Annotated in this window: 19 protein-coding genes; 2 read left to right on the plus strand and 17 right to left on the minus strand. The window is 61.0% G+C overall.

Annotation, left to right across the window (positions count from 1 at the left end; translation table 11 throughout):
• Window positions 1-6: 6 nt before the first annotated feature.
• The 9 genes from hscA to ETQ85_RS18570 form a co-directional block, all read right to left on the minus strand.
• Entirely contained in the window at window positions 7-1875 is a 1869-nt protein-coding gene (gene hscA, locus ETQ85_RS18530; RefSeq protein ID WP_148580567.1) for a Fe-S protein assembly chaperone HscA, read from the minus strand.
• The gene (gene hscB, locus ETQ85_RS18535; protein WP_148580568.1) at window positions 1875-2405 is read right to left on the minus strand and encodes a Fe-S protein assembly co-chaperone HscB; all 531 of its coding nucleotides are present in this window, start codon (window positions 2403-2405) and stop codon (window positions 1875-1877) included. The genes hscA and hscB overlap by 1 nt, the downstream gene beginning before the upstream one ends.
• A 1-nt stretch (window position 2406) precedes the next feature.
• On the minus strand, window positions 2407-2730 hold the full coding sequence (gene iscA, locus ETQ85_RS18540) for an iron-sulfur cluster assembly protein IscA (RefSeq protein ID WP_148580569.1): 324 nt from the start codon (window positions 2728-2730) through the stop codon (window positions 2407-2409).
• A 13-nt stretch (window positions 2731-2743) separates the two neighbouring features.
• Window positions 2744-3127 carry a Fe-S cluster assembly scaffold IscU gene (gene iscU, locus ETQ85_RS18545; RefSeq protein ID WP_148580570.1) on the minus strand — a complete coding sequence of 128 codons (384 nt, stop codon included), beginning with the start codon at window positions 3125-3127 and terminating at the stop codon, window positions 2744-2746.
• A 13-nt stretch (window positions 3128-3140) separates the two neighbouring features.
• Complete coding sequence (locus ETQ85_RS18550) at window positions 3141-4352, minus strand: IscS subfamily cysteine desulfurase (RefSeq protein ID WP_148580612.1); 1212 nt, start codon at window positions 4350-4352, stop codon at window positions 3141-3143.
• A gap of 43 nt (window positions 4353-4395) precedes the next feature.
• Complete coding sequence (locus ETQ85_RS18555) at window positions 4396-5544, minus strand: cysteine desulfurase family protein (protein WP_148580571.1); 1149 nt, start codon at window positions 5542-5544, stop codon at window positions 4396-4398.
• A gap of 18 nt (window positions 5545-5562) precedes the next feature.
• Window positions 5563-6051, minus strand: coding sequence for a Fe-S cluster assembly transcriptional regulator IscR (gene iscR / locus ETQ85_RS18560; RefSeq protein WP_148580572.1), 489 nt, complete (start codon window positions 6049-6051; stop codon window positions 5563-5565).
• A 108-nt stretch (window positions 6052-6159) separates the two neighbouring features.
• Window positions 6160-6924, minus strand: a complete 765-nt coding sequence (gene cysE, locus ETQ85_RS18565) for a serine O-acetyltransferase (RefSeq protein WP_148580573.1) — start codon at window positions 6922-6924, stop codon at window positions 6160-6162.
• A 95-nt stretch (window positions 6925-7019) separates the two neighbouring features.
• The gene (locus tag ETQ85_RS18570; RefSeq protein WP_148580613.1) at window positions 7020-7742 is read right to left on the minus strand and encodes an RNA methyltransferase; all 723 of its coding nucleotides are present in this window, start codon (window positions 7740-7742) and stop codon (window positions 7020-7022) included.
• 79 nt (window positions 7743-7821) lie between these two features.
• On the opposite strand from ETQ85_RS18570, the gene ETQ85_RS18575 reads away from it, so the two are divergent.
• Both ETQ85_RS18575 and ETQ85_RS18580 read left to right on the plus strand, forming a co-directional pair.
• A complete protein-coding gene (locus tag ETQ85_RS18575) occupies window positions 7822-8628 on the plus strand; it encodes an inositol monophosphatase family protein (protein ID WP_148580574.1) in 807 nt (268 codons plus the stop codon).
• Between the two features lie 9 nt (window positions 8629-8637).
• Window positions 8638-9252, plus strand: a complete 615-nt coding sequence (locus ETQ85_RS18580) for an arylesterase (protein ID WP_148580575.1) — start codon at window positions 8638-8640, stop codon at window positions 9250-9252.
• Between the two features lie 11 nt (window positions 9253-9263).
• On the opposite strand, the gene ETQ85_RS18585 is transcribed toward ETQ85_RS18580, so the two are convergent.
• The 8 genes from ETQ85_RS18585 to nusA form a co-directional block, all read right to left on the minus strand.
• On the minus strand, window positions 9264-9809 hold the full coding sequence (locus tag ETQ85_RS18585; protein ID WP_148580576.1) for a class I SAM-dependent methyltransferase: 546 nt from the start codon (window positions 9807-9809) through the stop codon (window positions 9264-9266).
• On the minus strand, window positions 9809-11269 hold the full coding sequence (gene gabD / locus ETQ85_RS18590) for an NADP-dependent succinate-semialdehyde dehydrogenase (RefSeq protein ID WP_148580577.1): 1461 nt from the start codon (window positions 11267-11269) through the stop codon (window positions 9809-9811). Before gabD ends, ETQ85_RS18585 begins: the two co-directional genes overlap by 1 nt.
• Window positions 11270-11438: 169 nt before the next feature.
• Window positions 11439-13535, minus strand: a complete 2097-nt coding sequence (gene pnp / locus ETQ85_RS18595) for a polyribonucleotide nucleotidyltransferase (protein ID WP_148580578.1) — start codon at window positions 13533-13535, stop codon at window positions 11439-11441.
• A gap of 197 nt (window positions 13536-13732) precedes the next feature.
• Window positions 13733-14002 carry a 30S ribosomal protein S15 gene (gene rpsO, locus ETQ85_RS18600; RefSeq protein ID WP_148580579.1) on the minus strand — a complete coding sequence of 90 codons (270 nt, stop codon included), beginning with the start codon at window positions 14000-14002 and terminating at the stop codon, window positions 13733-13735.
• 74 nt (window positions 14003-14076) lie between these two features.
• A complete protein-coding gene (gene truB / locus ETQ85_RS18605; protein ID WP_148580580.1) occupies window positions 14077-14994 on the minus strand; it encodes a tRNA pseudouridine(55) synthase TruB in 918 nt (305 codons plus the stop codon).
• Between the two features lie 45 nt (window positions 14995-15039).
• Window positions 15040-15459: a 30S ribosome-binding factor RbfA gene (rbfA, locus tag ETQ85_RS18610; protein ID WP_148580581.1), complete on the minus strand. Its 420-nt coding sequence runs from the start codon at window positions 15457-15459 to the stop codon at window positions 15040-15042.
• 3 nt (window positions 15460-15462) lie between these two features.
• Window positions 15463-18294 carry a translation initiation factor IF-2 gene (gene infB / locus ETQ85_RS18615; RefSeq protein WP_148580582.1) on the minus strand — a complete coding sequence of 944 codons (2832 nt, stop codon included), beginning with the start codon at window positions 18292-18294 and terminating at the stop codon, window positions 15463-15465.
• Between the two features lie 17 nt (window positions 18295-18311).
• Entirely contained in the window at window positions 18312-19784 is a 1473-nt protein-coding gene (gene nusA, locus ETQ85_RS18620; protein WP_148580583.1) for a transcription termination factor NusA, read from the minus strand.
• Window positions 19785-19793: the final 9 nt, after the last annotated feature.

A 19793-nucleotide genomic window follows, 5' to 3' on the forward strand; every position in this document is an offset into this window, starting at 1 on the left:
ATTCGTTCAGAGCCGGATATCGTCAATCTTCTGGCCGGCCAGCGCACCACGGATGCTCTTGTCCATACGGCGTGACGCGAATTCGTTGGAGGCCCGGTTGAAGGCTTCCAGCTGGATTTTGATGGCGCGCGCTTCAGACCCTTCGGCAGCGGTGCGCAGGGCCGCGATGGCCTTATCCAGTTCACTGCGTTCCGCGTCGCTCAGCAGCGCACCGTCCAGAGCCAGTGCGTGCTCGGTCGCCTCGATGACCCGGGCGGCTTCCACCTGTTGCTCCTTGAGGCCACGCTGCTCCATATCCTGCTTCGCGTGTTCAAAACCGGCCTTCAGCATACCGGCAATTTCGTCATCGGCAAGGCCGTAAGACGGTTTCACTTCGACCCGGGCTTCCGCACCGGTGGTGGTTTCCCGCGCCGATACGGACAGAAGGCCATCCGCATCCACCTGGAAAGTCACACGGATGCGTGCAGCACCGGCCACCATGGGGGGAATGCCACGCAGTTCAAAGCGGGCCAGGGAACGACAATCGGAGACCAGCTCACGCTCACCCTGGACCACATGGAAGGCCATCGCCGTCTGGCCGTCCTTGAAAGTGGTGAACTCCTGGGCCCGCGCCGTCGGAATCGTCGAATTGCGGGGGATGATCTTCTCGACCAGACCGCCCATCGTCTCGATACCGAGGGACAGGGGGATCACATCGAGGAGCAGCCATTCTTCCTCGGCTGCCCGGTTACCAGCCAGCACATTGGCCTGCATGGCCGCACCGACGGCGACGACTGTATCCGGATCGAGGTTGGTCAGCGGGGTCTGGCCGAAGAATTCGCCGACCGCCTGCTGCACATGGGGCATTCGCGTCGCACCGCCCACCATCACCACACCTTTCACGTCTTCCTGGCTGAGTCCGGCATCACGCAGGGCCTTCTTCAGCGGCTTGAGGGTCTTGGTGACCAGGTGACGGGTCAGTTCGACAAAGGCAGCCCGATCAATGACGAGATCGACTTCATCACCGCTGTCGAGGGTCATCTGGATGGGTACCGACTCGTCGAGGGTCAGGCGCTCCTTGACCTCGCGGGCCTTCATCAGCAGACGCCGGGAATCCCGGTCGGAAGGCAGCGAAATACCGGCGTTGTCGAGAATCCAGCAGAACAGGCGGTGATCGAAATCATCGCCGCCCAAGGCCGCATCGCCATTGGTGGACACCACCTCGAACACTCCCCGCGACAGGCGCAGGATGGAGATGTCGAAGGTGCCGCCACCCAGGTCATACACCGCGTAAACGCCTTCCGAGGCATTCTCGAGGCCGTAGGCGATGGCTGCTGCCGTCGGCTCGTTGAGCAGGCGCAGCACATTGAGGCCAGCCAGCCGGGACGCATCCTTGGTGGCTTGGCGCTGGGCTTCGTCGAAATAGGCCGGAACGGTGATCACCGCACCGGTGAGTTCGCCGCCGAGGCTCCGCTCGGCGCGCAAACGCAGATCCTTGAGGATTTCGGCCGACACTTCCACCGGGCTCTTCACACCCTGCACGGTACGCAGGCGAACCATGCCTTCGGCGTCCACGAAATCGTAGGGCATGGTTTCCACGTGGGCCACATCTCTCAGGCCACGCCCCATGAAGCGCTTTACCGACACGATGGTGTTGCGCGGGTCGGTAGCCTGGGAGGCGTGGGCCTTGCGCCCCACCACGATCTGCCCATCGGGCAGGTAATGCACAACGGACGGCAACAGCATCTTGCCGTCCTCATCCTGCAAACACAGGGTCACACCATTGCGAACCGTCGCCACCAGCGAGTTGGTCGTGCCCAGATCAATCCCAACCGCCAGGCGGTGTTGATGGGGCTCGGTGGACATGCCCGGTTCGGAAATTTGCAGCAAAGCCATCAGGATTCCAGCGCCGTCAAGGCATCGTTGATTTCATGTTGCAGCTTCTCGAGAAATTTGAGGCGCCGGACGCTGTCTGCCGCGCCCTCCAGATCACCGCTCTCGTCGAGCTGGGCGGCGAGCTGCTCGACCAGCGTCTTTGTGCTGTGGCGGATGCGCCGGGACAGCTCCTCGAGGGTATCCTCATCGGCGGCATCCCGCGCTTCACCCAGGGCCTCGCGCCACTCCATCTGCTCCATCAGGAACTCGGAGGACATGGCGGTGTTGGTGTCGAAAGCCGGATCGACGCCACGCAACTCCAGCAGGTAATGCCCGCGTGTCAGCGGACTTTTCAGGGTGCGAAAAGCCTCGTTGGCGTGGGTGGCCCACTGCATGGACAGACGCTTTTCGGCATCTGAAAGATGGGCAAAGCGGTCGGGATGGACCCTGCCCTGAATGTCGAGATAAGCCTGCTCCAGCCTGTCCATGTCGATGGAGAAGGCGGGAGTCAGCCCGAACAGCGCGAAGAAGTCCTGCCGCAGATCCAGCATGTCAGACGGTAAAGCTTTCGCCGCAACCGCACTGATCCTTCACGTTCGGATTGTTGAACTTGAAACCCTCGTTCAAGCCTTCACGGACAAAATCCAGCTCGGTGCCGTCCATGTAAGGCAGGCTCTTCGGGTCGATCATTACCTTCAGTCCGTGGGATTCGAAAACCACGTCTTCCGGCAGCACCTCGTCGGCAAACTCCAGCTTGTAGGCCATCCCGGAACAGCCCGAAGTACGCACGCCAAGGCGAATGCCGACGCCCTTGCCGCGCTTGGCGATGAAGTTACCGATATGCGTTGCTGCCTTGTCGGACAGGGTCACTGCCATGATCGCGTTCCTTTCAGCTGTTGTGCTTTTTCTTGTAATCCTCGACCGCCGCCTTGATGGCATCTTCAGCCAGAATCGAGCAGTGGATCTTCACCGGCGGCAGGGCCAGTTCTTCGGCGATGGCGGTGTTCTTGATTTCCAGCGCCTGGTCGAGGGTCTTGCCCTTCACCCATTCGGTGACCAGCGAGCTCGACGCAATGGCGGAGCCACAGCCGTAGGTCTTGAACTTGGCATCTTCGATGATGCCATCCTTGCCCACCTTGATCTGCAACTTCATTACGTCGCCACAGGCCGGTGCGCCGACCATGCCGGTACCCACGCCGTCATCTTCCTTCTTGAAAGCGCCGACGTTGCGGGGATTTTCGTAGTGGTCCAGAACCTTTTCGCTATATGCCATTTTCGTTCTCCTGTCAGTGCGCTGCCCATTGCACGCTATCGAGATCAACGCCTTCCTTGAACATGTCCCACAGGGGCGACAGTTCGCGGAGCTTTCCGATCTTGCGCTGCAACAATTCAATTGTGAAGTCGATTTCCTCGACCGTCGTGAAGCGGCCGATGGTGAAACGGATGGAGCTGTGGGCCAGTTCGTCGTTGCGGCCAAGGGCGCGCAACACATAGGACGGCTCGAGGCTGGCCGAGGTGCAGGCCGAACCGCTGGACACGGCAATATCCTTGATCGCCATGATCAGGGATTCACCTTCCACATAGGCAAAGCTGATGTTCAGGTTGTGGGGCACACGGTGCTCCATGTCCCCGTTAACAAAGGTTTCCTCGATAGTGGACAAGCCGGCCAGCAGGCGGTCGCGCAGTTCGCGGACGCGCTGGTTCTCCTCGGCCATTTCCACGCGAGCCAGGCGGAAGGCTTCGCCCATGCCGACGATCTGGTGCGTTGCCAGCGTGCCGGAACGCAGGCCACGCTCGTGGCCACCGCCGTGCATCTGGGCTTCCAGGCGGACACGCGGCTTGCGCCGCACGTAGAGGGCACCGATACCCTTCGGGCCGTAGGTTTTGTGGGCGCTGAAGGACATCAGGTCCACCTTCAGCTTCGACAGGTCGATGTCGACCTTGCCGGTAGCCTGGGCCGCATCCACGTGGAAAATGATGCCCTTCTCGCGGCACAGCTCGCCAATCTCGGCGATCGGCTGGACCACGCCGACTTCGTTGTTCACGAACATCACCGAAATGACCACGGTGTCCGGACGGATGGCTGCCTTCAGGGCTTCCAGATCCACCAGGCCATTTTCCTGCACGTCCAGATAGGTCGCCTCGAACCCCTGCCGTTCGAGCTCGCGAACGGTGTCCAGCACCGCCTTGTGCTCGGTCTTCAGGGTAATGATGTGCTTGCCCTTGCCCGAGTAAAAATGGGCCGCACCCTTGATGGCCAGATTGTTCGACTCGGTCGCGCCGGAGGTCCAGATGATCTCCTTCGGATCGGCGCCCACCAGCGCGGCGACATCTTCCCGCGCCTCTTCGACCGCCTTTTCCGCCGTCCAGCCAAAGGCGTGGCTGCGGGATGCCGGGTTGCCGAACAGTTCCGTCAGGTACGGAATCATCTTCTCCGCCACGCGGGGATCTACCGGCGTGGTCGCGGAGTAATCGAGGTAGATCGGAAACTTGAGCATCTTCATCTTCTCCGTGCTGCAAAAATTAAGTCGTTCCAACAACTTAGACCGTCATGGCGGTCAGGGTTCGGAGGCTCGCGAGATTCTCGCCGAGCGCCGTCAAAAATCCATCCACATCCTGCTGCGTACTGGCAGAACCGAGGCTCATGCGAACCGCTGCGCGGGCCAGACTGCTTTCCACCCCCATCGCCAGCAGCGTGTGGGAAGGTTCCGGGTTGGCACTGGAGCAGGCCGAACCGCTCGCCACCGCAAAACCCGCCCGGTCCAGCTTGCCGACCAGGGTGTCGCCATCCACACCGGGAATAGCGAAAAAACTCGTGTTCGGCAGACGCAGGGCATCTACCGAAAAAATCCGTGCATCCATCTGCCGCAGGCCGGCCTCCAGTCGCTGCCGCAGCCCGGCCAGATGCAGCGCCCGCTCTTCAACTTGCGCAGCGGCCAGTTCGCAAGCCTTGCCGAATCCGACAATTGCCATCACGTTTTCGGTACCGGAACGCAGATTCCGCTCCTGCCCGCCGCCGGCAACAAGGGGCGCCAGCTCCACCCGCTTGTCCACGATCAGGGCACCGGCCCCGATCGGGCCATAAATCTTGTGGGACGACAGGGTAAGGCCATGCACACCCAGCGCCCGAAAATCCACTTTCATCTTGCCGAGGGCCTGCACCGCATCGCAGTGCATCCAGCCACCCCTGGCGCGAACCCCTGCTGCAAGGGCAGCCACATTCTGGATGACGCCCGTCTCGTTGTTGGCGAGCATGACAGACACCAAGCGCGGCTTCTCTGCCAGCAAACCTTCAAACGCCTGCGGATTAATCCGCCCAGCCCCATCAACGCGGATTTCTTCAAGGCGCCAGCCGCTTTTAAGCAGTTGCCGGGCCGGCTCCCTGACGCAGGGATGCTCGATGGCACTGACGACCACCAGGCCCGGCCTCATGGTGGCCGCGGCGCCCTTGAGAAACAGGTTGTTCGCCTCCGACCCCCCGCTGGTGAAAATCACCTCGGTAGGGTGGGCATTCACCGCCGCCGCCACCTGTCCCCGGGCCTCGTCGATGGCCTTGCGGGCCGCCCGGCCGTATTCGTGGCGACTCGACGCATTGCCGAAGCGATCCCGAAACCACGGCAACATCGCCTCACGCACCGCCGGATCGAGGGGCGTTGTGGCGTTGTAATCGAGGTAAACCGGGGCAAACACGACTATTCTCCGCGTGAATCAGGCCGTCAGGGGCAGCTTGCTGCCAGACCGGCAGGCCGTCGGCGAACGTTCGTCGTGCAGTATCGAAACCTGTCCCACCTTTTGCCGCTGCTGCTCCACCAGGCTCCCCAGCGTCACCGAATGCAGGTATTCATACATGCGGCGGTTGAGGTTGGTCCACAAATCGTGAGTCATGCAGCGATGCTCGTCGAGACAGTTTTCCTTGCCACCGCAGGAGGTTGCATCAAGGGGTTCATCCACCGCCGCAATGATGTCCGCCACCGTGATCGAGCCCATGTTCCGGGCCAGGGCATAACCGCCCCCCGGGCCGCGCACGCTGCTCACCAGCTCGAAACGGCGGAGCTTGCCGAACAACTGCTCAAGGTAGGAAAGTGAAATCCGCTGACGGTCGGCAATGCCTGCCAGCGTTACCGGCCCGTCCGCACAGCGAAGCGCCAGATCGATCATTGCCGTTACAGCAAAACGACCTTTGGTGGTGAGTCTCATGTCGGCTCCCGGGGGCTGGTAAATGAATAGTTGAACAATTCACTCAACAATATCAAACCCGACCAAATCAATCAACTATTTCGCAGCCTGCCCAAAGCGCGCCAGCGCTCAATCGACCATCTTGCCGAGGCCCTGCGGGTCGAAGGCATCCTCCGACTTCAAAGCCCCTTCCACCGAGATTCCGGCGGCCACCAGTTGATCGACCAGCACGCGAATCCGCCGGTCGGTTTCTACAGCATGGTCGAGCAGGCCGTGGAGCGCCTTCGACACCGGATCATCCAGGTCGCGGGTCACACCATAGGCGGTAAAACCCATCTGCTCGGCCTTGGCTTCACGCGCCTTGGCCGCTTCATCCTTGCCGGCTTCGATGACCCGTGCCGGGTTGCCGACCGCCGTCGCCCCTGCCGGAACCGGCTTGACGACCACCGCGTTGGAACCGACCTTGGCCCCGTCCCCCACCTCGAAACCGCCCAGCACCTTGGCCCCGGCACCAATCACCACGCCACGCCCGAGCGTCGGGTGACGCTTGGCGCCCCGATAGAGGGAAGTACCGCCCAGGGTCACGCCCTGGTAGATCGTGCAGTCATCGCCCACTTCGGCAGTTTCGCCAATGACCACACCCATGCCGTGATCGATGAAGACGCGACGACCAACAGTAGCTCCCGGATGAATCTCGATACCGGTCAGCATCCGGCCGATGTGGCTGGTGAAACGCCCCACCCAGTAAAACCCGCGAATCCACGCAGCGTGGGCAAAGCGATGCAGCCACAGGGCATGCATGCCGGGATAGCAGGTGAGCACTTCCCACCTGGAGCGTGCTGCCGGGTCCCGTTCGAGAACGTTGGCCAGGTCTTCACGCAGACGAGTGAACATGAGAGGAAACTCCCCGAAATTGAAGCGCACTTGCGCCTGCCCGCCTGCCAGTACACAGCAGGGACGAGCCAGATTTTATTTCCGACTATTTTAGTCTACTTCTTTTCAAAGGCCGTCAGCATCCCTCGCAGAATGTTGATTTCGTCCTTTTCCAGCCGGATGCGCCCGTAAAGACGCCGCAAACGGGGCCACAAGCGCTTGGAGTTGGTCGGGTTAAAAAACCCGCTGGCGGTAATTGCCCGATCCAGATGGGCATAAAAACCTTCGATCTGCTCAAAGGTTGCCGGTTCAAATTCCGTTGCCGGTGCGTTGCCGGGATCCAGTGCGGCCATGCGCAGCTCGTAGCACAGCAGTTGCACCGCAGCGCCGAGATTGAGCGACGAATACGTTTCGCTCACCGGTACCTTCACCGGCATGTGGCACAGGGCCACATCCTCGTTGGAAAGCCCCATGGTCTCGTTGCCGAAGACCAAAGCCACGTCGCCACTGGCCGCAAGCTGGACGAGATCGCCCGCCGCCTCCCGCGCCCACTTCATCGGCACAGCCATTTCGCGCCGGCGGGCCGTCATCGCCGCAGCGAAGACCGTACCCTCCAGCGCCTCGGCGAGCGTACCGACAACCCGCGCATTGGCGAGGATATCGTCAGCTCCGGCCGCCCGGGCGGTAGCCACCGGGTCGGGAAACGACTGGGGATTGACGAGCACCAGATGCGACAGACCCATGGTTTTCATGGCTCTTGCCGCTGCGCCGATATTGCCGGGATGACTGGTTCGGGAGAGAACGACACGCACGCGCTCAAGCGCGTTATCGAGGTTCATATTAAAATATGCGGTTTTCCAAATTAGAGTCGACCGGTGGGCCATTCATGCCCGGGCCGGCAGACCTTGCCAGACACCCATGCATCCCACTCTGAACATCGCCATCAAGGCCGCACGCCGTGCCGCCACCGTCATTAACCGGGCTTCGCTCGACCTGGATTTGCTCCGCGTCGAGACCAAGTCCCCCAACGATTTTGTGACGGAAGTGGATCGGGCTGCCGAAGAAGCCATCATCCAGGTGCTCCGTGAGGCCTATCCGAGCCACAGCATTTTAGCAGAAGAGTCCGGCGAGACCGGCCCGGAGGCTGACACCGAATACCAATGGATCATCGATCCGCTCGATGGCACCACCAACTTCATCCACGGTTTTCCCCAGTACGCGATCTCCATCGCGCTGGCTCGCCGGGGTGTGGTCGAACAGGCCGTCGTCTTCGATCCGAACCGCAACGAGCTGTTTACCGCCTCCAAGGGCGCCGGCGCATTCCTCAACGACCGTCGCATCCGCGTCTCCAAGCGCCTCAAGCTGCAGGATGCACTGGTTGGCACCGGCTTCCCCTACCGCCAGTTTTCCCACATCGACACTTACCTGGCAATCTTCAAGGAACTGACCCAGAAGACTGCCGGCCTGCGTCGTCCGGGTGCCGCTGCACTCGATCTGGCCTACGTGGCCGCCGGTCGCCTGGACGCCTTCTGGGAATTCGGCCTGTCGCCGTGGGACATGGCTGCAGGCAGCCTGCTGATCAGTGAAGCGGGCGGCCTGGTCAGCGATCTGTCAGGCGAGTCCGGCTACCTCGCTTCCGGCAATGTCGTGGCCGGCACGCCCAAGGTCTTTCCCCCGCTGCTGCAGCTCATCCAGGGCCACTGCGGCGACAAGCTGAGCGTCTGATCCATCGCGATGGCGATCCGCGCCCTTCTCCGCCTCGTGCTGGCGAGCCTGATGCTCGCCGGCACGTCGGCTTTTGCCGGCACCGTCCTGGTGTGGGGCGACAGCCTGTCCGCCGGCTACGGCCTGCGTCCCAACGAAGCCTGGCCGATACTGCTGGAGCAGCGGATCGGCGAATCGAAACTTCCCCACAAGGTGATAAACGCCAGCATCAGTGGCGAAACCACGGCTGGCGGCCGCAGCCGCTTACCCGCCGCGCTGCAAGCCTACAAGCCATCGGTGGTCATCATCGAACTCGGCGCCAATGACGGTCTGCGCGGCCTTCCCGCAAGCGCCATGGCGGCCAACCTGCAGGCCATGATCGACGCCAGCAAGCAGGCCGGCGCAAAGGTACTGCTGATCGGCATGCGCATGCCGCCCAACTACGGGCCGGACTACACAAGCCGCTTCGAGAACGCCTTCCTGGATCTGGCCAAAGCCAACAAGACCCGCCTCGTTCCCTTCATGATGGAAGGCTTTGCCGACAAGCGGAACTACTTCCAGCAGGATGGCATCCACCCCGTCGCAGATGCCCAGCCGGTCATCCTCGACACCATCTGGCAGCAACTCAAACCCCTGCTGCGCTAAACCCCCATCGTTCAGGGCAGACGCAACGACGGGTTGTGTCCCTTGACGGCGCAAATACGCTGAACCACCGCCGGCTTTGGCTCCACAACCTCGCCCTGTTCATAGGCGATCACCGTACACGCGTCAGCCACCCGCTCGAACAATTCGTGGGAGCGCAACAGAAAATCCGGATTGCTGGGCTTGCCGAAACGTTCGTTGCCGACCATGAAGGTTTCGTAGATCAGCACGCCGCCCGGATTGAGCGCAGTCAGCAGGAGTGGCAGGCGCGGGCGAAACAGGTAGTTGGTGACGATGATCCCGTCGAAATGTCGCCCCGCATAAGGCCATGGCCCCTCCTCGAGATCCGCCTCGCGGGTCGCCACGTGGGGCACGCCGGCGAGCAGCTCCAGCGCCACCGCGTCCTGATCCACGGCTTCGATCCGGAAGCCCTTGCTGGCCAGCCAGCGGGTATGACGCCCGCTGCCGCAGGCAAAATCCAGAACCTCGCCACCCGCCGCAATCATCGACGCAAAGCGCGTCACCCAGGGCGAAGGGGTCAGGGCACCAACGTGACGCATCACTTGTCGATCCCTCCGATGCACAGGTATTTCATTTCAAGGTACTCGTCGATGCCGTAACGGGAGCCCTCGCGCCCGACGCCCGACTGCTTGATGCCGCCAAAAGGCGACACTTCATTGGAAATGATGCCGGTGTTGATACCGACCATACCGTACTCCAGCGCCTCACCGACACGAAAGACACGCCCCACATCGCGGGCAAAAAAGTAAGCCGCCAGGCCGAACTCGGTATCGTTGGCCATCTGAATGGCCTCATCTTCGGTCTTGAAACGAAACAGCGGCGCCACCGGACCGAAAGTTTCTTCGCGGGCAACTCGCATGTCCGGCGTGACATTCACCAGCACCGTCGGCTCATAGAACAACTTGCCGGCTGCATGGCGCTTGCCGCCGACAAGTACCCGCCCCCCTTTGGCCAGCGCGTCGGCCACATGCGCTTCCACCTTCAGCACCGCATCGTCATCGATCAGCGGACCGACATTTACACCGGCCTCCAGCCCGTTGCCGATGGAGAAGGTCTTCACCGCCTCGGCAAGCTTGGCCGCAAACTCGTCATACACCGAATCCTGAACAAGCAAGCGGTTGGCGCAGACACAAGTCTGCCCCGCATTGCGATACTTGGAAACCAGCGCACCGGCTACCGCAGCATCGATATCCGCGTCGTCGAAAACGATGAAGGGCGCATTTCCCCCCAGCTCCAGCGACAGCTTCTTGATCGTCGGCGCACACTGAGCCATCAACAACCGGCCGATCTCCGTCGAGCCGGTGAAAGACAGTTTGCGGACAATCGGGCTGCCGGTCAGCACACCGCCAATCGCCACCGGATCGCCGGTCAGCACATTGAAGACCCCCGTCGGAAAGCCAGCCTGCTGGGCAAGCTCGGCCAGTGCCAGCGCAGTGAACGGAGTTTGCTCGGCCGGCTTGACCACCACAGTACAACCCGCAGCCAGCGCCGGGGCAACCTTGCGGGTAATCATCGCGGCCGGAAAATTCCACGGCGTGATCGCCGCACACACACCAATCGGCTGGCGAATCACCATCAAGCGGCGATCCACACCGGTGGTCGGCAGCGTGTCGCCATAGAGGCGCTTGGCTTCTTCGGCAAACCATTCGATGAAGGACGCGGCATAGACCACCTCTCCTTTTGCCTCGATCAGCGGCTTGCCCTGCTCCAGGGTCATCATCCGTGCCAGATCGTCGGCATTGGCAAGAATCAGGTGATACCAGCGCTGCAGAATGGCGGCCCGCTCCCGTGCCAGCAAGCTGCGCCAGGCCGGCAAGGCAGCGTTGGCAGCATCCACAGCCCGAACGGTCTCGGCCCCCCCCATCCGGGGTACCTCGCCCAGCAATTCACCGGTCGCCGGATTGCTTACAGAAAAGCGGGTCTTGTCGTCGGCATCGCGCCACTGGCCATCCAGGAAAGCCTGTGAGCGGAAAAGCGAAGAATCCTTGAGGTTCTGCATGGGTCTGGGTCATCGTCCTGATTGATGCGGGCTCAGCATGGGCCGCGTCCTGCTCTGATGTCGACAGGCCCCGCGGGTTCCCCCGGCGCAGCCCTTTCGACGTCCAGCCCAAACCATAAATGAAAATGGGCGCCGAAGCGCCCATTTTTCTGAAACCGAAGCCTGAATATTACTGGGCTTGTTCGTTCAGCAGAGCCTTCATCGACAGGCGCACGCGGCCCTTTTCGTCGGTCTCGAGCACCTTGACGCGAACGACCTGACCTTCTTTAAGGTAGTCGGCCACGGCATTGACGCGCTCATTGGCGATCTGGGAGACGTGCAGCAGGCCGTCACGACCCGGCATGATATTGATGATGGCGCCGAAATCGAGAATGCGCAGCACCGGGCCTTCGTAGACCTTGCCGACTTCCACTTCAGCGGTGATGTCCTCGATGCGCTTCTTGGCGACCTGGGCACCTTCCGAGCTGACGGAAGAAATGGTCACGTTGCCATCATCGGTGATTTCGATGATGGTGCCGGTTTCTTCCTGCAGACCACGGATGACAGCGCCGCCCTTGCCGATCACGTCGCGGATCTTTTCCGGATTGATCTTCAGGGTGATCATGCGCGGGGCGAAGGTCGAAACCTCGTCACGAGCACCTTCCAGCGCGGTCTTCATCAGGCCGAGGATGTGCAGACGACCTTCCTTGGCCTGAGCCAGGGCAACCTGCATGATTTCCTTGGTGATGCCGAGGATCTTGATGTCCATCTGCAGCGCGGTCACACCGTTTTCGGTACCGGCCACCTTGAAGTCCATGTCGCCGAGGTGATCTTCGTCGCCGAGGATATCGGTCAGCACGGCAAAACGGCCACCATCCTTGATCAGGCCCATGGCGATACCGGCCACCGGCGAGCTCAGGGGAACGCCCGCGTCCATCATGGCCAGCGAACCGCCACACACGGACGCCATCGAGCTGGAGCCGTTGGATTCGGTGATCTCGGATACCACACGCACGGTGTAGCTGAACTCTTCCTTGCTCGGCAGCACACCCAGCAGGGCGCGCTTGGCCAGACGGCCATGACCGATTTCACGACGCTTCGGCGAACCGAAACGGCCACATTCACCGGTGGAGAACGGGGGGAAGTTGTAGTGCAGCATGAAACGTTCGCGGTATTCACCGGCAACCGCATCAATGATCTGCTCGTCACGGCCGGTGCCAAGGGTGGTCACCACCAGCGCCTGGGTTTCGCCACGGGTAAACAGGGCGGAACCGTGGGTACGGGGCAGCACGCCGACACGAATGTCGATCGGGCGCACGGTACGGGTGTCACGACCGTCGATGCGGGGCTCGCCACTCAGGATGCGACCACGAACGACCTTGGCTTCCAGATCGAAGATGATGTTGTTGACGGTGTTGGCGTCAAACTCGATGCCTTCGGCGACGAGCGTGGCGTGCACTTCCTTGCCGATAGCCGACAGTTGCTGCGAACGGGCCTGCTTGGCGGTAATACGGAAAGCTTCGTCAACCTTGGCACCGGCGATCTCGGTCACGCGGGCGATCAGCGGCTCGTTCTTGGCCGGAGCCTGCCAGTCCCACTCGGGCTTGCCAGCCAGCTCAACCAGTTCGTTGATGGCGGTGATGGCAGCCTGCATCTGGGTGTGGCCGAACACTACGCCGCCCAGCATCACATCTTCGGGCAGTTCGAGGGCTTCGGATTCCACCATCAGCACGGCGGTGTCGGTACCGGCAACCACCAGGTTCATCTTGCTGGTCTGCAGCTGGGTGGCAGTCGGGTTGAGGATGTACTCACCGTTCTCGAAACCCACGCGGCAGGCGCCGATCGGGCCAGCAAACGGAATGCCGGCGATAGCCAGCGCAGCGGAGGCAGCGATCATCGCGGGGATGTCGGCATCCACTTCCGGATTCAGGGACACAACCTGCGCGATGACCTGCACTTCGTTGTAGAAGCCTTCCGGGAAGAGCGGACGGATCGGACGGTCGATCAGGCGGGAGGTCAGCGTTTCCTTCTCGGTCGGACGACCTTCGCGCTTGAAGAAGCCACCAGGGATACGGCCGGCTGCGTAAAATTTTTCAACGTAATCAACAGTCAGCGGGAAGAAATCCTGACCCGGCTTGGCGTTCTTCGCCGCCACCACGGTCGCCAGCACCACGGTGTCGTCCATGGTGATAAGCACTGCGCCATGGGCTTGACGGGCGACTTCGCCGGTCTCCATGGTTACAGTGTGGGAGCCGTAGGTAAAACTCTTCTTGATTGCGGTAGGCAAAAGATGTCCTTTCATTCAATCGGTTGGCGGCAAACAACAACCGCACGCGTAACCGAGGTAAAGCGCCGTTTTCTCTGGCGCATAGATGTGACAAAGCCGGCGAAGCCTCACGGACTTACACCGGCTGTGCCCATGATCAAACCTGCGCAAAATGCGGCAGGGTTGTCACGTTCGGTACTGAAGCGTCTTCTATCCGCTTACTTGCGCAGACCCAGACGGCCGATCAGCTCACGATAGCTGTCGACATTCTTGCGCTTCAGGTAGTCCAGGAGCTTGCGACGCTGGCTAACCATCATCAGCAGGCCACGGCGGGAGTGATGATCCTTGACGTTAGCCTTGAAGTGGCCGGTCAGATCGTTGATGCGCGCGGTCAGCAGAGCGACTTGCACTTCCGGGGAACCGGTATCGCCTTGGGCACGCTGGTAGTCACCAACGATTTGCGCTTTTTGTACAGTGGAGATTGCCATTGTTTAACTCGGTTAGTTTTAGCCTTGCGAAGCGCGCGATTATATCGAACCGGCGCAGGATAACTCAAGACATTTCATTGATTACCGGTGGCTACGAGGCGCATCGGCACCAGCGTCCCACCGTCCCCAAGGGTCCCTACGCCAAGGAAACGCTCCCCGTCATAGGCCCGAAACATCTCACCCACCGCGCCGCTCAAGCCTTGCGCAGACTGACCGTGGGTGAAACTCCTTGTCTGATTTGCATCGAGTTGAAGCACAGCCAGGTGCACCAACAAGGCATCGACAGGTGCCAGACGGGCATCCCTGTCGTCAGCCTCCAAAGCCTCGAAGTCGGCAAGCGAAATCGACGCCTCCAGCGTGAATGGCCCGACCTTGGTCCGCCGCAAAGCGGTCAGATGGGCACCACAACCGAGGAAAGCCCCGAGATCCGAGGCCAGCGTGCGTACGTAAGTCCCCTTGCTGCAATCCACCCTCACCATCAGGCTGTCCCCATTCCGACTCAGCAAGTCGAAACGGTGAATGGTCACGCGCCGCGGCTCACGTGGAATATCAACACCCGCACGGGCATACTCGTAGAGCGCCTTGCCATGGTGCTTGAGCGCCGAATACATCGGCGGAACCTGATCGATCTCGCCACGCAGGCGCACCAGTGCCGCCTCGATCTCCGCATCGGACACATTGACGGCCAAAGTTTCCAGGACCTCGCCTTCGGCATCCGCGGTCGTCGTCGTCACCCCCAGCAAGACCGTCGCATCGTAAGACTTGTCGGCATCAAGCAGGGTCTGGGAGAACTTCGTCGCCTCGCCAAAGGTGAGCGGCAACAAGCCACTGGCCAATGGATCCAGCGTACCCGTATGGCCACCCTTGGCAGCATTCAACAGGCGCCTGGCTTTCTGCAGGGCGCGATTCGAACTTAAACCGACAGGCTTATCGAGAAACAGCACGCCATCGACGACACGCCGCTGCACACGACGCTGGGGAGCTTGAGCCAAACGGGAAACTTCCTGAAAAGGCGACGCAAAAGCGTCGCCGGAAAATCAAACAGCCGAATCCGGATCCTTCTTTACATCATCAGCAACTTCACCCGCCTCCTCGGCAAGGTGACGATCAGCTTCGATAGCCTTGTCGATCAAGGCAGAAATCCGGTTGCCGGTTTCCACCGACGGATCGTAGTGAAAATGCAGCTCGGGCAAAGTGTGGATACGAATGCGCTTACCCAGTTCGCGGCGCAGGAAACTGCTGGCTCGACGTAATCCTTGCTGGATTTCGGCGAGCCCCTCCTGGCCGGTCATGGAGGTGAAGAACACCTTGGCGTGGGCGTAATCCGGCGTGATCTCCACGTCGGTCAGAGTAATGAAACCGACACGGGGATCCTTGACTTCGAGCCGGATCAGCTCCGCCAGTTCGCGACGGACCTGCTCCGCCACGCGCTGGCCACGGGAAAACTCCTTGGGCATGGCTTACAGAGTCCGCGCGATTTCCTGGATTTCGAACACTTCGAGCTGGTCGCCTTCCTGGAGATCGTTGAAGTTCTTCACCTGCAGACCGCACTCGTAGCCAAACTTGACTTCCTTGACGTCGTCCTTGAAGCGCTTGAGCGATTCGAGCTCGCCGGTATGGATGACCACGTGATTGCGCAGCAAACGAACCTGCGCATTGCGCTTGACGATCCCTTCGAGGACATAACAACCCGCGATGGTACCGATCTTGGAAATCGTGAATACCTGACGAATCTCGACCAGACCAAGCACCTGCTCACGCTTTTCGGGCGCCAGCATGCCGGACAGCGCACTCTTCACCTCATCCACGGCATCGTAAATGATGTTGTAGTAGCGCAGATCGACGCCAAAAGTCTCGGACAGCTTGCGGGCATTGGCATCGGCACGGATGTTGAAGCCGATGATCACGGCACCGGAGGCCTGCGCCAGGTTCACATCGGACTCGCTGATGGCCCCGACACCGCCGTGGATGACCTGCACCCGAACTTCGTCGTTCGACAGCTTGACCAATGCATGAGCCAGCGCCTCCTGGGAACCCTGCACGTCGGCCTTGATGATAAGCGGCAGCGTCTTGATCTCGCCTTCGCCCATCTGTTCAAACATGCTTTCGAGCTTGGCAGCCTGCTGGCGAGCCAGCTTCACATCACGGAACTTGCCCTGACGGAACAACGCAATTTCACGCGCCTTGCGTTCGTCGGCCAGCGCCACGACTTCGTCACCCGCGCCCGGAACTTCGGACAAGCCGAGAATTTCCACCGGAATGGACGGACCCGCTTCGTCGATCGGCTTGCCGTTTTCGTCGAGCATGGCCCGGACACGGCCAAAGGTTGCACCAGCCAGCAGCACGTCGCCACGCCGGAGCGTACCGGACTGAACGAGCAGCGTTGCAACCGGGCCGCGACCCTTGTCGAGACGGGCTTCGATGATCAGACCCTTGGCCATGCTTTCGCGCGGCGCAGTGAGTTCCAGGATTTCCGCCTGCAGCAGGATACCTTCGAGCAGATCGTCGATACCGGCGCCGGTCTTGGCCGAAACCTCGACAAACATGGCATCGCCACCGTAGGCTTCCGGTACAACACCTTCGGTAATCAGTTCCTGACGAACACGCTCGGGGTTGGCACCCGGCTTGTCGATCTTGTTCACCGCCACGATCAGGGGCACGCCGGCCGCCTTGGCGTGGTGGATAGCTTCCTTGGTCTGGGGCATCACGCCGTCGTCGGCAGCCACCACCAGAACGACCAAGTCAGTTGCCTTGGCACCACGGGCACGCATCGCCGTAAAGGCTTCGTGACCCGGGGTATCGAGGAAGGTCACCATACCGCGCTCGGTTTCCACGTGGTAGGCACCGATGTGCTGGGTGATGCCACCCGCTTCGCCGGAGGCCACCTTGGCACGCCGGATGTAATCCAGCAGCGAGGTCTTGCCGTGGTCGACGTGGCCCATGACGGTTACCACCGGAGCACGCGGCTCCAGCGGCACATCCTTGTGCACAACGTTTTCTTCAAGGAAGGCATCCGGATCGTCCAGCTTGGCGGCAACCGCCTTGTGACCCATTTCCTCGACGAGAATCATCGCCGTGTCCTGGTCCAGCACCTGGTTGATGGTAACCATGGAGCCCATCTTCATCAGGGCCTTGATCAGCTCGATGGCCTTGACGGACATCTTGTGAGCCAGATCGGCCACCGAGATGGTTTCCGGCACATGCACTTCACGCACGATCGGTTCGGTCGGGGCCACGAAACTCGTGGTGTCCTGATGACGACCGCCAGAGCGGCCACCACTACGACCATTACCACGCCAGCCACCGGCACCACCGGTCGTATCGCCGCGGGTCTTGAGGCCACCGCGACGCTTGGCATCCGCAGGCGCTTCCTTGGTGGGAACAGCCTTCTTGACGTCCTTGCGGGGCGCCTTTTCTTCGGTCTTGGCAGGCTTGTGCAGGGTACCGACCTTGGGCGCAGCTTCGCCTTCAATCTTGGCCTTTTCGGCGGCGGCAACACGCTGTTTTTCGTCTTCCACGCGCTGCTGCATGGCAGCACGAGCACGCGCCTCACGCTCCTGCTTTTCCTTCAGATCGGCCATCTGACGGGCCTGAAGTTCGGAATGGCGCTGAGCCTCACGTTCCCGCGATGCTTTTTCTTCGGCACTCAAAATCGAGCCGGCAACAACACGACGAACCGGAGCTGCAGGCTTCGCTTCAACCTTCGCCGGAGCCGCTGCGACGGGCGCAGGAACAGGCTCGGGAGCCGGAGCCGGTACGGGCTCAGGCACCACTTCAACGACAGGCTCGGGCTCGGGCTCCGGCGCAGGCTCGGGTTCGGGCTCGGGTTCGGGCTCGGGAACGACTTCGACGACTGGCGCAACGGCCTCGACGACCGGCGCTTCGACGAACTGCTCAACTTCTACCTGTGCGACGATCTCTTCAACTTCCGGAACGACAACCGACTCAGCAGTTTCGCCAGCAGACGCAGTTGCAGACTCAGGCACCAGCACTTCATCGCGCTTGACGAAGGTACGCTTTTTACGCACTTCGACCTGCACGGTACGGGCACGCCCGGTGGAATCCGTTGCCTTGATTTCGCTGGTCTGCTTGCGCGTCAGCGTTATCTTGGACTTTGCTGCCGTATCGCCATGGGCGCGACGGAGAAAGTCCAGCAAGCGGGTCTTGTCCTGCTCGGAGAGCAGATCGGTTTCCTGCGCCTTGTCCACGCCAGCCTTCTGCAACTGCTCGAGCAACACGGAGGCCGACATTTTAAGTTCGCCGGCAAATTGTGTAACGGTTGTCTGTCCCATCTATAACCTCCGGGGTATTACTCGAACCAGTGCGCGCGCGCCTTGGTGATCATATTCTTGGCCCGCTCTTCGTCCAGCCCCGACATTTCCATCAGCTCGTCTACAGCCAGATCTGCCAGCTCGTCACGGGTATGCACACCACCCTGGGCCAGCTTCGCTGCGATGGGCTTGTCCATGCCTTCAAGGCTGAGCAAGTCCTCTGCAACGGACTCCAGTTGTTCTTCGGTCACAATGGCTTCGGTAAGGAGCACGTTGCGGGCGCGGTTGCGCAGCTCGTTCACCGTTTCTTCGTCGAAGGATTCAATTTCCAGCATTTCTGCCAGCGGCACGTAAGCGATCTCTTCCAGCGACGAGAAACCCTCGTCGATCAGGATGTCGGCCACTTCTTCGTCCACGTCCAGCTTTGCGATGAACAGCTGGCGAACCGAGCTGTGCTCCGCTTCGGACTTCCGCTCTGACTCGGCAACGGTCATCAGATTGATGCCCCACCCCGTCAGCTCGGATGCAAGCTTCACGTTCTGACCATTGCGTCCGATGGCAATAGCCAGATTGTTCTCATCCACCACTACATCCATGGCGTGCGCTTCTTCATCGACAACAATGGAAGACACTTCCGCGGGCTGCAGGGCACCGATCACAAACTGGGCCGGCTCGGGAGACCACAGCACGATGTCGATATTCTCGCCGCCGATCTCGTTACGCACCGCCGTCACACGCGAACCACGCAGGCCTACGCAGGTGCCGATCGGATCAATACGCGGATCGTTGGACTTTACGCCAATCTTGGCGCGCAGACCTGGGTCGCGGGCACAAGCCTTGATCTCGAGCAAACCGTCGTCGATCTCCGGTACTTCGAGCTCGAACAGACGCATGACGAATTCGGGCGCCGTGCGGGACAGGATCAGTTGCGGACCACGGGCACCGCGATCGATACGCAGCAGGTAGGACTTGACCCGGTCGCCAACGCGCAGATTTTCCTTGGGGATCATCTGGTCGCGGGGAAGCACCGCCTCAAGACGGCCTACTTCAATGATCGCGTTGCCCCGCTCCATGCGCTTGATACTGCCGGAGATGATGTATTCCTTGCGATCAAGGAAGTCGTTGAGAATCTGTTCCCGCTCGGCGTCACGCACCTTTTGCAGAATGACCTGCTTGGCCGCCTGCGCACCGATCCGACCGAAGTCGATGGGCTCCAGACCTTCTTCGACGTAGTCACCCACCTGGATATCCGGATATTCTTCGCGGGCATCGATCAGGCCCATCTGGGCTTCGTCATTCTCGACATCTTCGTCGGGCAGCACCTGCCAGCGACGGAAGGACTCGTAGTCACCGGTTTCCCGGTCGATGGATACACGCACATCGGCTTCGTCGTGAATACGCTTCTTGGTCGCCTGAGCGAGCGCAGACTCCAACGCGGAGAAAACGATATCCTTGGAAACGTTCTTCTCGCGGGCCAGCGCATCAACCAGCAGCAAAATTTCGCGGCTCATACCTGCAAA

Origin of the sequence: Zoogloea oleivorans, assembly GCF_008107625.1 — a bacterium.
In the GTDB taxonomy this organism is placed as follows: domain Bacteria; phylum Pseudomonadota; class Gammaproteobacteria; order Burkholderiales; family Rhodocyclaceae; genus Zoogloea; species Zoogloea oleivorans.

Coding starts and splice junctions, on each gene's coding strand:
- hscA (WP_148580567.1), bottom strand. CDS start 1,875: ATGGCTTTGCTGCAAATTTCCGAACCGGGCATGTCCACCGAGCCCCAT.
- hscB (WP_148580568.1), bottom strand. CDS start 2,405: ATGCTGGATCTGCGGCAGGACTTCTTCGCGCTGTTCGGGCTGACTCCC.
- iscA (WP_148580569.1), bottom strand. CDS start 2,730: ATGGCAGTGACCCTGTCCGACAAGGCAGCAACGCATATCGGTAACTTC.
- iscU (WP_148580570.1), bottom strand. CDS start 3,127: ATGGCATATAGCGAAAAGGTTCTGGACCACTACGAAAATCCCCGCAAC.
- ETQ85_RS18550 (WP_148580612.1), bottom strand. CDS start 4,352: ATGCTCAAGTTTCCGATCTACCTCGATTACTCCGCGACCACGCCGGTA.
- iscR (WP_148580572.1), bottom strand. CDS start 6,051: ATGAGACTCACCACCAAAGGTCGTTTTGCTGTAACGGCAATGATCGAT.
- cysE (WP_148580573.1), bottom strand. CDS start 6,924: ATGTTCACTCGTCTGCGTGAAGACCTGGCCAACGTTCTCGAACGGGAC.
- ETQ85_RS18570 (WP_148580613.1), bottom strand. CDS start 7,742: ATGAACCTCGATAACGCGCTTGAGCGCGTGCGTGTCGTTCTCTCCCGA.
- ETQ85_RS18575 (WP_148580574.1), top strand. CDS start 7,822: ATGCATCCCACTCTGAACATCGCCATCAAGGCCGCACGCCGTGCCGCC.
- ETQ85_RS18580 (WP_148580575.1), top strand. CDS start 8,638: ATGGCGATCCGCGCCCTTCTCCGCCTCGTGCTGGCGAGCCTGATGCTC.
- ETQ85_RS18585 (WP_148580576.1), bottom strand. CDS start 9,809: ATGCGTCACGTTGGTGCCCTGACCCCTTCGCCCTGGGTGACGCGCTTT.
- gabD (WP_148580577.1), bottom strand. CDS start 11,269: ATGCAGAACCTCAAGGATTCTTCGCTTTTCCGCTCACAGGCTTTCCTG.
- rpsO (WP_148580579.1), bottom strand. CDS start 14,002: ATGGCAATCTCCACTGTACAAAAAGCGCAAATCGTTGGTGACTACCAG.
- rbfA (WP_148580581.1), bottom strand. CDS start 15,459: ATGCCCAAGGAGTTTTCCCGTGGCCAGCGCGTGGCGGAGCAGGTCCGT.
- infB (WP_148580582.1), bottom strand. CDS start 18,294: ATGGGACAGACAACCGTTACACAATTTGCCGGCGAACTTAAAATGTCG.
- nusA (WP_148580583.1), bottom strand. CDS start 19,784: ATGAGCCGCGAAATTTTGCTGCTGGTTGATGCGCTGGCCCGCGAGAAG.